This window comes from Micromonospora sp. NPDC050187 (assembly GCF_044459745.1).
Classification (GTDB): domain Bacteria; phylum Actinomycetota; class Actinomycetes; order Mycobacteriales; family Micromonosporaceae; genus Micromonospora.
In genome coordinates this window covers 68,674-81,341 of sequence record NZ_JBITJH010000017.1, presented here as the reverse complement: position 1 = coordinate 81,341, position 12,668 = coordinate 68,674, and the positions used below count along the sequence as shown (strand labels likewise).

Below are 12,668 nucleotides of genomic sequence, written 5' to 3'. Positions count from 1 at the left end.
GGCGGAAACGCCCGCACCGGCCAACCGGGAAGGTACGGTTTCGCCCCCGGCCGGTCCGGGTACCACCGGCCACCGATGACACGATCCCGCGACACCACCGCCCTGCGCCGCGCCGCGCGTGACCTGTTCGGCTGGGACGAGCTGCGGCCCAACCAGCTCGCCGCGATGCGGGCGGTGATGCAGCGGCGCGACGCGCTGGTGGTCCTGCCCACCGGCGCCGGCAAGTCCGCCGTCTACCAGATCCCCGCGAGCCTGATCCCCGGCTGCACGGTGGTGATCTCCCCACTGCTCGCCCTCCAGCAGGACCAGATCGCCGCCCTGCACGAGCGACGCCGGCCGGAGCTGCGGGCGGTGCGGGTCAGCTCCGCCGAGACCCCCGCCCAGCAGGCCGAGGCGCTCGCCGAGGTCCGTGCCGGGCGGGCGGAGTTCCTCTTCATCACCCCCGAGCAGCTCGCCGACCCGACCCGGCTGGCCGAGGTCCGCGCGCTGGAGCCGGCGCTGGTGGCGATCGACGAGGCGCACTGCATCTCCGCCTGGGGACACGACTTCCGACCGGACTACCTTGCCCTCGGGCACCTGATCGACGGCCTCGGTCGGCCGCCGGTGGTGGCGCTGACCGCGACCGCGTCGCCGCCGGTCCGCGACGACATCGTCGCCCGGCTGCACCTGCGCGACCCGGAACTGGTGCTGTCCGGGCTGGACCGGCCGAACCTCTTCCTGGAGGTCGCGCACTGCCCCACCGAGGACTACCGCTGGCGGCGGCTGGTCACGCTGCTACGCGAGGACGGGCGGCCGGGGATCCTCTACACCCCGACGCGACGGTCGGCGGAGGAACTGGCCGGACGGCTCACCGACGCCGGCTTCCCGGCGCAGTACTACCACGGCGGCATGCCGGCCGGGGCCCGGGACGAGCTGCACCGGGCCTTCCTCGCCGACCAGGTGCCGATCATGGTGGCGACCTCGGCGTTCGGCATGGGCATCGACAAACCGAACATCGCCTGGGTGGTGCACATGGCCCTGCCCGACTCGCCGGACAGCTACTTCCAGGAGATCGGCCGGGCCGGGCGGGACGGCCAGCCGGCCCGCGTGCTGCTGCTCTGGCAGGCCGAGGACGTCGGCCTGCAACGCTACTTCACCGGCCGCCTGCCGGACGAGCGGCAACTGCACGAACTGGCCGCGCTGCTGCGCGCCAAGCCGGTCAACCGCCGGCAACTGCGGGAGCTGACCGGGCTCGGCCCCCGCAAGCTCGGCCAGTACCTCTCCCTGCTGGAGCAGGTCGGCGCCGTCGCACCCCGGGGCCGGCAGCGCGTCGGTGCCCCCCGTTACGCCCCGGCGCCCCTGGACGCCGCGCGGGCCGCGCTGGTCGAGGCGGAACAACAGCAGACCGTCACCCGGTCCCGGACCGACATGATGCGGGCCTTCGCCGAGACCACCGGCTGCCGGGGGCAGGCGCTGCTGGCGTACTTCGGGGAGCAGATGACCGAGCTCTGCGGACACTGCGACAACTGCCACGCCGGCACCAGCGTCGCCACCGTCGAGCAGGCCGGGGAACCCCCGTTCCCGGTGCACAGCCAGGTCCGCCACCCGGAGTGGGGAGCCGGCATGGTGCTCGGGTACGAAGAGGACCGGATGACGGTTCTCTTCGACGACGTCGGGTACAAGACGCTGTCCGTACCCGTGGTGAGCGGGCAGGCGTTGCTGACCCTCGTCTAGCCTGTTCCCGGCCCCGCCGCCCGCGCGGCGCAGGGTCGTCGAGGTGAGTGCACAGCGAGAGGGGCGTTGCCGTGATCGAACAGCCGGCGTACACCGGGTTCGGGTTCTCCGACGAGGAATGGGGGCTACTGGTCGGCCTGCCCCAGTCGGTCCTGACCGCGGCGAGCGCGGCGGAGTCCGACGGCACCCGGCGCACCCGGGCGGAGAGCGCCGCCGGGCTGGAGACCATCGCGTCCGGCCGGGAGTCGGCGAGTCCGCTGGTCGCCGCCGTGGCCGGGGAGATCGTCTCCCGGGTCGGCGACCCGGAGGCCGGTGAGGAACTGCCGGTGCTCGCGCCGTCCGACCCGCAGGCCATGATCGACGACGTGCTCGCCCGGGCCGGGCAGGCCGCCGTGCTGCTCGCCGCCCGGGTGGACGAGGGGCAGGCGGGGGCGTACCGGCACTGGCTGGTGGAGATCGCCGACCAGGTCGTGACAGCGGCCTCGACGGGCGGGATCCTCGGCCTCGGCGGGGACGTGGTCAGCGACTCCGAGCGCCGGTTCCGGGACCGTCTGGCGCAGGTGCTCAACGACTGACCCGTGGCCCGGCCGTCCCGACCCGCCGTCGGGACGGCCACCCGGGTTCGTCGGCCGACCACCACCGGGACGCCGTCGCCGCGCGGGCTGGCCGGTGTACCGGCAGCTCACCGGCACCGATTCCGTCGACCCGACACCGGGCGGCCGCACCTCCACGCGACAGCCCGGTGACCCTGCGCACACCGCACGTCCCGGCTGTCGGTGTCCTCGTCGACAATGGGGACACCGGTGGTCCGGAAGGGGGACGATGCTGCCGACGGAAACCGTGGACACCGCGTGCCTGCCGCCCGCCGACCGGTGGCCGTACTGGTTGGAGGTCACCGGCCGGGCTGCCGCGCCGATCATGATGAGCAGCGAGCACGCCGCCGACTTCCGGGGCAGCGCCCGCCTGGTCGACCTCGGCGGCGTCTCGCTGACCCGGTTCCGGTACCAATCCCTGGCCGGGCGGCGCACCCCGAAGCTCATCCGACAGGCCGACCCCGGCATCTACCAGCTCGCCCTGACCGTCGCCGGATCCAGCGGGATCAGCGCCCGCCGCCGACACACCGCCGTGGGACGCGACGCGTTCACCCTCCTCGACTACGGCCGACCGTACGAGATCGTCCACACCGCGGACGGTGCCTGCCCGGAGGCGGGCGCGCTGACCGTGGTGATCCCCAAGGCGATGCTGCCGATTCCCGCGGCGAAGCTGGACCGCATCACCGCCAGCCGGCTCAGCGGATCGGAGGGGATGGGGGCGCTCGTCGCCCAGCACCTCGACCGGCTCGTCCGGCACCCGGAGCAGTTCACCGCCGCCGAGGCTCCCCGACTGGCCGGCATCACCGTCGACCTGGTCGCGGCGATGCTGGCCGGGCATCTCGACGCCGAGGACACGCTGCCGGTCGACGTGCGGCAGCAGGCGATGCTCACCCGGGTGCTCGCCTTCATCGACCGTCACCTCGGCGACGCCACACTCACCCCGCAGGCCGTCGCCGACGCCCACCACATCTCCGTCCGGACCCTGCACCGGCTCTTCGCCGACGAGCCGGAGACCGTCGCGCAGCTGATCCGTCGCCGCCGGCTGGAGCGCTGCCGGCGGGACCTGGCCGACCCGCGCCTGCGCGGCCGGGCCGTCCAGGCGGTCGGCTGGCGGTGGGGCTTCACCGACAAGGCCCACTTCAGCCGAGCGTTCCGGACGGCGTACGGGATGAGTCCCCAGTCGTACCGGGAGGCCGAGGCGTTGGCACGGACGGTCAACCCGGTGTCACCGGGAGACAACAACCCACCGGCATACTGGCCACTGACCGGCTGACCGCCGGTCCGGTGACCGGCTGCTCGGGAAGTGTCGCGCGGGCAACGGGGGTTGCGGCAGCGTCGTGCCGGCCACTCGACAGTGCGCGACGTGGGCTCGAACCGCGGCGGCTCTCTCCGGCATCCGGTCCCCCGTCATCCGGCACCCGACGCCGGGCCTACCTCCGGCTCCGCCGCCGCTTCCGGGCGGGGTGGGGCCGGTCAGGCTTCCTCGAGCAGGGCCAGCACCGCCCGCTCGGCCTCCGGTCGGGCGGTGTCCGGGCCCACCGGGGCGACCACACCGTCGTGGTAGAGGTCCACCACGCGGGGGTCCACGTAGGAGGCCCGGGCCACCGTGGCGGTGTTGCCGAGCAGGTCGGCGACGTCGCGCATGACCGCGACGACGGCCCGCCGCCGGGCCGTGGTCGAGCGCTGGACACCCGTCGCGGCCAGGTCGACCGCGGCCAGCACGGTGGCGTGCCAGGTCCGGAAGTCCTTGGCGGTCATCTCCCCGCCACTGGCTTCGCGCAGGTAGTCGTTGACCTCGTCGCTGCGCACGTCCCGCCAGGTGGCGCCGTCCCAGTAGCCGAAGAGGCGGTCCGCCGCGCGCCGACGCCGACGCAGGTTGCGCAACACCTGGCACAGTTCCGGGTCGTCGATCCGGCGCACCTGGTCGATGCCGCCCTTGGCGGGGAAGGAGAGGACCACGCAGTCGCCCCGGGACCGGGTGTGCTCGGGGCGCAGGGTGGCCACGCCGAAGGTCGGGTCGTCGCCGGCCGCGTACTGGTCGCTGCCCACCCGGAACATGCCCATGTCCAGCAACCGGGTCACCGTCGCCAGGACGCGGTCGCGGCGCAGTCCCCGGCCGGCCAGGTCCCGCCCGACCCGCTCGCGCAGCGTCGGCAGCCGGCGGGCCACCTCCAGCACGTGGTCGAACTTCGCCTCGTCGCGCCTGCGCCGCCATTCGGGGTGGTAGAGGTACTGCTTGCGGCCGGCCGCGTCGATCCCGGTGGCCTGGATGTGCCCGGTCGGGTGCGGGGAGATCCACACGTCCCGCCAGGCCGGAGGGATGACCAACTCCCGCAGCCGGGTCAACTGCTCGGGGTCGCGCACGGTCGCGCCGGCCGGGTCGACGAAGCGCCAACCCCGGCCCGCCCGTCGGCGTCCGTACCCCGGTCGACCCGGATCACTGCGCCGCAACCGCACCGTCGTCCCGCACTGCCCGTTCCGCCTCGTCCACCTCGGCCAGCACCTGGTCGACGGGGAGCGCCGCCATCGTCGGGTGGACACCTACCCCGTTCCACTCCGCGCAATCCCCCGGCCCGGCCCAGAGCACGCGGTGCCGGGGACGGTCCGGGGGCGGCCCCCAGCGGGACGGCGGGACCGGGCCGAACAACACCACCGAGGGGATGCCGTAACCGGTGGCCAGGTGGGCGACGCCGGTGTCGCCGCTGACCACCAGCCGGGCGTGGGCGACCAGGGCGGCCAGGTCGGTCAGGTCGGTCCGGCCGGCCAGCACCGCCGTGGACGGCAACCCGGCCCGGCGCGCCACCTGCTCGGCGACCCCGAGTTCGGTGGCCGAGCCGGTCACCACCACCCGGTGCCCGTGCCGGGTCAGGTGCCGGGCGAGGGCGGCGAACCGCGCGGGCGACCAGCGTTTCGCCGGGACCTTCGTGCCCGGGTGCAGCACGGTCACGCCGACCGGCACCCGGTCCGGTGCGGGTCGGGCCAGAGCCAGGTCGCCCGGGTCGGTCGACAGGCCGTACCAGTCGAGCAGCCGGCACCAACGGCCTACCTCGTGCTCCGCGTCGTCCCACCCCGGGCCGTCGGGATGACCGGCCGGCGGGCAGCGGAACCCGAGCAGCCGACCACAGCCGGTGGCGCGCAGCAGCTCGTGCGACCGTGGCCCCCGCCCGTGCAGGTTGACCGCGATCTCGGGGGACGGCCCCGACCAGTCCAACGGGTCCAGCCCGGTCACCGGCAGCACCCGGTCGACGCCGCCGACCAGGTCGACCAGGGGGGCCAGCCAGGGCGGGGCGGCCAGCACCAGTTCCCGGTCCGGATGTCCGGCGCGCAGGGCGCGCAGCGCGGGCACGGCGGTGGCGAGGTCGCCGACGCCGAGTGCGCGCAGCACCAGGATCACGGGTACGAGGACTCCTCCTGCGCGCAGACGACCAGTTCCCGCACCGCGCAGCCGGCCGGCTGGGAGAGCGCGAACAGCACGGCGGCGGCGGTGTCGGCCGGCTCGTTGAGCGCGGCGTCCGGCCCCGGCCGGTACTGGTCGTCCCGGTCGTCGAAGAACGGGGTGCGCATGCCACCGGGAATCAACAGGGTGACCCCGACCTGCCCGGCGAGTTCCGCGGCGAGTGCGCGGGTGAAGCCGACCACGCCGAACTTCGCCGCGCAGTACGCGGTGGCGTCGCTGACCGCCTTGACGCCGAGGGTCGAGGCGACGGTGACCACGGTGCCCCGCGAACTGAGCAGGTAGGGCAGGGCGGCGCGGACCACCGCGGCGGTGGCGAGCAGGTCGACGGCGACGATCCGGTCCCAGGTCTCCCCGGGTACGTCCGCCAGCCTGCCGGGTACGTCGATCCCGGCGGCGGTGACCACCGCGTCCAGGCCGCCGGAGCGTTCGGCGAGTTCCCGGGTGGCGGCCTCGGCGGCCCGGGTGTCGGCCAGGTCGCACTCGATCCAGGGCACGCCGTCGCCGGGCGGTTTCCGGTCCAGCACCACGGGCCGGGCGCCGGCCCGGGCGACGGCGGTGACGACGGCGGCACCGAGGCCGCTCGCCCCGCCGGTGATCAGGACGGTCGACCCGTGGGTGAGGGAACCGCTGCTCATCGCGCTCCTTTCGTGGGCTGACGCTCGGCGGTGCCCGGGTGCCGCGACGGCTCCGATCCGTCGCGCCGGCCGGGGCCGTCGGGGCCGACCGACGCGGCGGGCCGGAGCCGGTCGATGCCGGCCGCGCGGGCCGTGGCGATCAGGTCGGTGGTCGAGCGTCCCGGCAGGTACGGCACGACCACCGTGTGCCCGCCCCAGCGGCGCAGCAGCTCCGCCTCGGGCAGCACCGGTTCGTCCCCGGCACCGGTGGCGTAATCGCCGCCCTTGACCCAGACGTCCGGACGGAGCCAGGACAGCACCGAGTGCGGCGTCGGCTCGTCGAAGATCATCACTGCGTCGACGCAGTTCAGCGCGGCCAGCAGCCGGCCTCGGTCGCCCTGCGACACCACCGGTCGGTCCGGTCCCTTCAGGTCGGTGACGCTGGTGTCGGAGTTCAGGCAGACCACCAGGCAGTCGCCGAGCCGCCGGGCGGCCTCGAGGGTGGCGACGTGCCCGGCGTGCAGCAGGTCGAAGCAACCGCCGGTGGCGACCACCGTGCCGCCGGCCGCCCGGGTCGCGGCGACCACCGCGCCGGCCGCCGCCACGCCGATCCGTTCCCCGCCGGTGCGGAACGCCGTCGGAGCGGGGTCGCCGGCCGGTACGGGCGGCATCCCGGCCACTCCCCCGGCGGCGACGTACGCCGACGCCTCGGCGACCGCCAGCTGCACCGCCTCGGAGACCAGCGCGCCCCGGGCGAGGGCGACGCTGGCGGTCGCCGCGAACCGGTCCCCGGCCCCGCAGGGGTCCCCGTCCGCGCTGCCGGGGGCGGCCACCACCAGCGGGGTCGCGTCGGCGTGACAGAGCAGTGCCCCGTCGGCGCCGAGGGTCACCGCGACCGCCCCGGCCCGCCACCGCTGCCGCAGTCCCTGCGCGCCCCGGGCGGCGGTGGCCAGGCGGGACGGCCCCGGCGGGGACTCGGCCAACTCGCGGACCTCCGCCTCGTTCGGCGTGGCCAGGTGCACCCCGGGCACGGCCGCCGGGCCGCGCGGGTGCGGGTCCCAGACCACCGGCGCGGCGGTGGCGGCCAGCGCGGCGCGCAGCGCCGGTTGTCGGGCCACGCCCCGACCGTAGTCGCTGACCAGCACGGCGGACGCCCCGGCGATCAGACGCAGCACCGCCTCGTCGGGCTCCCCGGGGGTGCCCGGCGGGCCGCCCCGGTCGTGCCGGAGCAGCACCCGTCCGCGCGCCCGCAGCCGGATCTTCTCCGGGGTCGCACCGACCAGCGGCAGCGCGTACACCTGCACTCCGGCGGCGGTCAGCAGGCAGCTGAGCCGGGCCCCGGCGACGTCGTCGGCCAGGGCCGTGACGAGGGCGACCTCGGCGCCCTGCGCGGCGGCGAAGAGCGCCGCGAGCCCCGCGCCGCCGGGTCGTTCGACGTGCGCGGTCTCGTCCAGGACGGGCCCCGGGGAGTCCGGGCAGAGCCGGTTCACCACCCCCTCCACGTCCCGGTCGAGCAGGACGTCACCGACCACCACCACCGGACCCGTCACGCCGTCCCCCCTCGCGACCCGACCCCCGGTGCGGTGCCGTCGTCGAGCACGACCTCCACCCCGGTGCGCGGAGCGGCGCGGCTGGCCGCAACCGGTTGCGGCTCCCCGCCGGTGACCGCCCCCAGCGGCAGGGGCAGCGCCCGGTCGACGTGCTCGCAGAGCACGTGCACCGAGACCAGGTGCAGTTCCTGCACGATCTGGCTGTCCGGGGCGGCGACGGCCAGCGCGTCGTGGCAGGCGTCGACGAGGGGGTTGGGCGCCGGTCCGGTCATCGCCCAGCAGCGCAGCCCGGCCTGGCGTCCGGCGCGGGCGGCGGCCAGCAGGTTGCCGCTGGTGCCGCTGGTGGAGAGCAGCAGGAGAATGTCGTCGGGTCGGCCGTGGGCACGGACCTGGCGGGCGAAGACCTCATCGAAGCCGTAGTCGTTGCCGATCGCGGTGAGCGCGCTGGTCTCGGCGTGCAGGGCGATGGCGGAGAGCGGCTGCCGGTCGTGGCGCAGCTTGCCGACGAGTTCGGCGGTAAGGTGCTGGGCCTCGGCGGCGCTGCCCCCGTTGCCGGCGACCAGCAGCCGCCCGCCGGTGGTCAGGGTCCGGGCCAGGGCGTCTCCCCAGTCGGCGAGCCGGGCCGCCGAGCTGCGGTACTCCCGCAGCGCCACGGCCAGGTCGGCCAGATGCGCCTCCAGCACCGTGGGGGCCCGCATCAGGCGACCACCCGGGTCGGCCGGCGGGCCGCCGTCACCGCCGCGTAGACCTCGGCGAGGTGCGCGGCGGTGCGGGACCAGGAGTACCGGTGCCGGGCCCGGTCCAGGGCGGCGGTGGCGTACGCGAAGCGCCGTTCCCGGTCGGCCAGGAGCCGGCGGACCGCCGTGCCGAGCGCTTCCGGATCCCGGGGCGGCACCAGGTCTCCGGTGACCCCGTCGACCACGGTGTCGACGATCCCGCCGACGGCGGTACCGACCACGGGCACCCCGCAGGCCATGCCCTCCAAGGGCGTGAGGCCGAACGGTTCGTACCAGGGGGCGGCGACGAGGACGTCGGCGGAGCGGTACCAGTGGCTCATCTCCTCGCGGGGAACCGCGCCGACGAGACGGACCCGGTCGCCCAACCCGTACGCCGCGGCGAGCGCCCCCAGCCGGCGGGCGTGCGGGTCGTCGTCGATCGCCCCGGCCGGCGGGCCGCCCACCACCACGCACTCGGCGTCCGGTACGTCCCGCATCGCCCGGATCACCTCGTGGAAGCCCTTCCGCTCCACCAACCGGCCCACGGTCAGCACCCGGGCCAGACCGTCGGCCCGCTCGGCGACCGGCCCGACCGGGCTGAAGGTGCGCAGGTTGACCCCGGAGGGGACGACCGTCATCCGGGACCGGGGCACCCCCATCGCGACCAGCTCGCGGACCTCGTCGCGGCTCTGCGCGACGACCCGGTCCACGGCCACGCCCAGGACCCGCTCGTAGTCCACCCGCCCGGCCGGGCTGGTGTCCTGCGCCCCCTGGTGGCGTCGTTTCACCGTGCCGAGCGCGTGGTAGGTCTGCACCACCGGCACCCCGGTCCGCCGGCCGGCGCTCAGCGCGGCCAGGCCGCTCATCCAGAAGTGCGCGTGCGCCACCTCGGGTGTCCACTCCCCGGCACTCCACCGCTGCGCCAGCCAGTCGGCGAACGGCTCCATGTAGGGCAGCAGGGTGTCCTTGCCGACCGGCTCGGGCGGGCCGGCGGGCACGTGCACCACGTCGTAGCCGTCCTCGGTCCGTACGGACACCGGCAGCGCGACGGAGTCCCGGCGGGTGTAGACGCGCACGTCGTGACCGGCGGCGGCGAGCGCGGCGGCCAACTCCGCGACGTGGGTGTTCTGCCCACCGGCGTCCTCGCCGCCGAGCACGGCGAGCGGACTGGCGTGCTCCGAGATCATCGCGATGCGCATGCTTCCTCCTCCAGCAACCGGTCCCAGTCGGCGAGGAATCGCTCCAGGCCGTACCGGGCCCCGGCCGCCGCGCGGGCCTCGGCGCCCACCCGGCGGGCGGTCGCGGGGTCGGCCACGAACCGGTGGGCGGCCTCCAGCAGGGTGTCGATCCGGGTGGAGAGCACGCCCGCGTCGGGCGGTACGGCCACCACCGCCTCGGTGGTGGCCAGGGCGACCACCGGCATGCCGATCGCCATCGCCTCGATCAGACTCAGTCCGAGCGAGGTCCACCGGCACAGGTGCAGGTACGCCCGCCGCCGCGCCAGCTCGACGTGCATCCGGTCCTGCGGCACGTCGTCGTGGGCGGTCACCCGCTCCGGCGGCAGGCCCAGCCGGTCGGCCAGCCCGGCCACCCCCATGCCGAAGACGTCCAGCGGGGCGACCTCGGCGAACCGGGGCAGCAGGTCGGTGCCGGTGACCCGCCAGCGCCGGACCGGCTCGTTGATCACCACGGCGAGCCGGTCCAGCTCGCCGGTGTACGCCGCGCGCGGCGGCACGACACCGTGCTCGACGACGGCGGTACGGGTGCCGCCGGTGTCCCAGAACAGCTCGTTGAACCCGGTGACGTGGGCGATCAGCAGGTCGTCGCGGTCGGCCATCGGGTGGCGGGTGTGCGGCACGTCGCCCTTGGGGGTGTTGTGCTCGACGTAGACGGCGGGGACGTCCCGGCCGACCCGACGGCCCAGCCACTCGCAGGCCAGGTCGTACTCCTCGGGCCGCTGGAGCACGACCACGTCCACCTCGGCCCGGCGCAGCGCGGCCGGCTCCACCTCGACCGCGCTGTCCGGCCAGGGGTAGGTGCGGGCCCGACCCAACCCGTACGGGCCCCGGTCCGGGGTGACCGGCACCAGGTAGCGGTGCTTGCCGTGCACGAAGGAGGTGGTCCAGGAGCCGTGCACGTGCCAGAGCAGGACGTTCACCGGCCACCTCCCCCGGAGCCGACGCCGAGCAGGCGTACCGCGTCGACCACCTCGGCCGGGTCGACCCCGGAAAGGCAGGGGTGGCCGGGCACCGGGCACTGCGCGGCACGACTGTCCCGGCAGGGTGCGGCGGCGTCCCCGAGCCGGACGGTGGGCACCCGGTACGGCCCCCACTGCCCGAACGGCACGGTCGGCGCGAACAGGCTCACCACCGGTACGCCGAGCGCGGCGGCGAGGTGCGCGGGGCCGGTGTTGCCGACCACCACGGCACCGGCGGCGGCGATGACGGCGGCGAGGCCGACCAGGCTGGTCCGCCCGCCGAGATCCACCCCGCCGGCGTCGGCCACCCGGGCGGTCAGCCCGGTCTGGTCCGGCCCGCCGGTGACCACCACGCGGTGGCCGGCGGCGGTCAGCGCGGCGACCACGTCGGCGTGCACCCGGGCCGGACAGGCCCGGGCCGGCACCGAGGCACCGGGGTGCACCACCACGTAGCCGGGCGGTCCGGGCGGTGGTGGCAGCGCCTCCGGACGCAGCCGCAGGACCGGTTCGTCCCCCGGCGGCAGGGCGAAGCCGGCCGCGGCGGCCAGGGACAGGGCCCGTTCCGGCTCCGGGACCCCCGCCGGCACCCGGTGGCGGACGTCCAGCAGCGAACCCGGATAGTCGTCGCTGACCGCGCTGATCCGCCGCACCCCGGCCATCCGCAGCAGCAGCGCCAGCGGCAGCGGCGACTGGTGGAACGAGGTGAAGACCACCGCCTCGTCCACGCCCACCCCGGCGAGCCGGGCCAGCAGCGTGTCCATCCCCGCCCGGTCGACCGGATCGGGCGCCGGGTCGATCCAGGGCAGGGGCCACTCGACGACGTCGTCCACGCCGGGCAGCAGGTCGGCGGCGGCCCGCCCCCGGGGCCCGCAGAGCAGCACCACCCGACGCGCGCCCGCCGCGACCGCCCGGATCGCCGGACCGGTGACCAGCACGTCACCGACCGAGTCGGTCCGGGCCACCAGCACCGTGCCGGCACGCCGGGGCGCGGCGGGCACCACCGCGGCCCGCCGGCGCAGGATCTCCGTCACCGCGGCCGGCAGGTCGCGGGCCACCGTCGGCGCGGCGGCCACCTCCTCCGCCCGGGTGACCGGGGTCGGCACCAGCACCCCGGTCGCCCCGGCGGCCAGGGCGGCGGTCATGTCGCGGCCGATGTCCCCCACCACCACGCACCGCCCCGGGGACGTGCCCAGCCGCCGGGCCGCCGCCCGGACGAGACCCGGCGCGGGCTTCCGGCAGCCGCAGCCGTCGCCGTCGTCGTGCGGGCACACCTGCCAGGTGTCGAACGGACCGAGCAGCTCCTCCACCCGGGCGTGCACCCGGCGCATGTCCGCCTCGGTGAACAGGCCACGGGCCAGCCCCGACTGGTTGGTCACCACGCCCAGCCGCAGGCCGGCGGAGCGCAGCCGGTCCAGTGCGGTCCGCGCGCCCGGCACCGGGCGGACCTTGTCCGGGTCGCCGTTGTACGGCACGTCCTCGACCAGGGTGCCGTCCCGGTCGAACAGGACGGCGTCGTACAGCGCCGGGGCAGGCCCGTCGAGCACCGGCCCAGCAACCGGGCATCCCCCGGTTGACCTGCGCTGATACCGCTCGTGGCCGCCTCGCACGGCGGGCGGGTTCCCGACCGCCGGGGGCGTAAACCTCGCACGGGGGCGTACGCGTCGTCCGCGGCGCGGCCGTCCCGTCGTGCCGCGTCGGTGCTCCCGGCGCGGCTGCGCACCGCCCGATCTCCGGTCGCCGTCCGGGCCTTACCCGGCGGCCCGGAGAAGCTAACCGGCGGCCCGGAGCAGCCAGCCGGTTAACGCCCGTCCGGGTCGGGGTATGGGAA

Annotated in this window: 11 protein-coding genes; 3 read left to right on the top strand and 8 right to left on the bottom strand. The window is 76.0% G+C overall.

Translation table 11 applies throughout. The annotated features are described in order from the left end of the window. The first annotated feature begins 75 nt into the window (after window positions 1-75). The 3 genes from ACIBJE_RS23675 (at window position 76) to ACIBJE_RS23665 (ending at window position 3,579) form a co-directional block, all read left to right on the top strand. Window positions 76-1,713 (top strand): RecQ family ATP-dependent DNA helicase, encoded by a 1,638-nt coding sequence (locus ACIBJE_RS23675; protein WP_396751730.1) that lies wholly within the window; start codon window positions 76-78, stop codon window positions 1,711-1,713. 71 nt (window positions 1,714-1,784) lie between these two features. Continuing rightward, window positions 1,785-2,288, top strand: coding sequence for a hypothetical protein (locus ACIBJE_RS23670; RefSeq protein ID WP_396751728.1), 504 nt, complete (start codon window positions 1,785-1,787; stop codon window positions 2,286-2,288). Between the two features lie 247 nt (window positions 2,289-2,535). Beyond that, window positions 2,536-3,579, top strand: a complete 1,044-nt coding sequence (locus ACIBJE_RS23665) for a helix-turn-helix domain-containing protein (protein ID WP_396751726.1) — start codon at window positions 2,536-2,538, stop codon at window positions 3,577-3,579. 200 nt (window positions 3,580-3,779) lie between these two features. Here ACIBJE_RS23665 and ACIBJE_RS23660 read toward each other — a convergent pair whose 3' ends face one another. From ACIBJE_RS23660 to ACIBJE_RS23625, 8 genes are read right to left on the bottom strand one after another with little or no spacing between them, the layout of a single operon-like run. Next, window positions 3,780-4,763 carry a DNA topoisomerase IB gene (locus ACIBJE_RS23660; RefSeq protein ID WP_396751724.1) on the bottom strand — a complete coding sequence of 328 codons (984 nt, stop codon included), beginning with the start codon at window positions 4,761-4,763 and terminating at the stop codon, window positions 3,780-3,782. After that, window positions 4,744-5,700, bottom strand: coding sequence for a glycosyltransferase family 9 protein (locus ACIBJE_RS23655; protein ID WP_396751723.1), 957 nt, complete (start codon window positions 5,698-5,700; stop codon window positions 4,744-4,746). The genes ACIBJE_RS23660 and ACIBJE_RS23655 overlap by 20 nt, the downstream gene beginning before the upstream one ends. Further along, a complete protein-coding gene (locus ACIBJE_RS23650) occupies window positions 5,697-6,398 on the bottom strand; it encodes an SDR family oxidoreductase (protein WP_396751721.1) in 702 nt (233 codons plus the stop codon). The genes ACIBJE_RS23655 and ACIBJE_RS23650 overlap by 4 nt, the downstream gene beginning before the upstream one ends. Continuing rightward, window positions 6,395-7,927, bottom strand: a complete 1,533-nt coding sequence (locus tag ACIBJE_RS23645) for a PfkB family carbohydrate kinase (RefSeq protein WP_396751719.1) — start codon at window positions 7,925-7,927, stop codon at window positions 6,395-6,397. Before ACIBJE_RS23645 ends, ACIBJE_RS23650 begins: the two co-directional genes overlap by 4 nt. Then, window positions 7,924-8,625, bottom strand: a complete 702-nt coding sequence (locus tag ACIBJE_RS23640; protein WP_396751717.1) for an SIS domain-containing protein — start codon at window positions 8,623-8,625, stop codon at window positions 7,924-7,926. The genes ACIBJE_RS23645 and ACIBJE_RS23640 overlap by 4 nt, the downstream gene beginning before the upstream one ends. Beyond that, window positions 8,625-9,842, bottom strand: a complete 1,218-nt coding sequence (locus ACIBJE_RS23635; protein ID WP_396751715.1) for a glycosyltransferase — start codon at window positions 9,840-9,842, stop codon at window positions 8,625-8,627. The genes ACIBJE_RS23640 and ACIBJE_RS23635 overlap by 1 nt, the downstream gene beginning before the upstream one ends. After that, window positions 9,827-10,801 carry a glycosyltransferase gene (locus tag ACIBJE_RS23630; RefSeq protein ID WP_396751707.1) on the bottom strand — a complete coding sequence of 325 codons (975 nt, stop codon included), beginning with the start codon at window positions 10,799-10,801 and terminating at the stop codon, window positions 9,827-9,829. Before ACIBJE_RS23630 ends, ACIBJE_RS23635 begins: the two co-directional genes overlap by 16 nt. Then, window positions 10,798-12,447 carry an HAD-IIIA family hydrolase gene (locus ACIBJE_RS23625; protein WP_396751705.1) on the bottom strand — a complete coding sequence of 550 codons (1,650 nt, stop codon included), beginning with the start codon at window positions 12,445-12,447 and terminating at the stop codon, window positions 10,798-10,800. The genes ACIBJE_RS23630 and ACIBJE_RS23625 overlap by 4 nt, the downstream gene beginning before the upstream one ends. Between the last annotated feature and the right edge of the window lie 221 nt (window positions 12,448-12,668).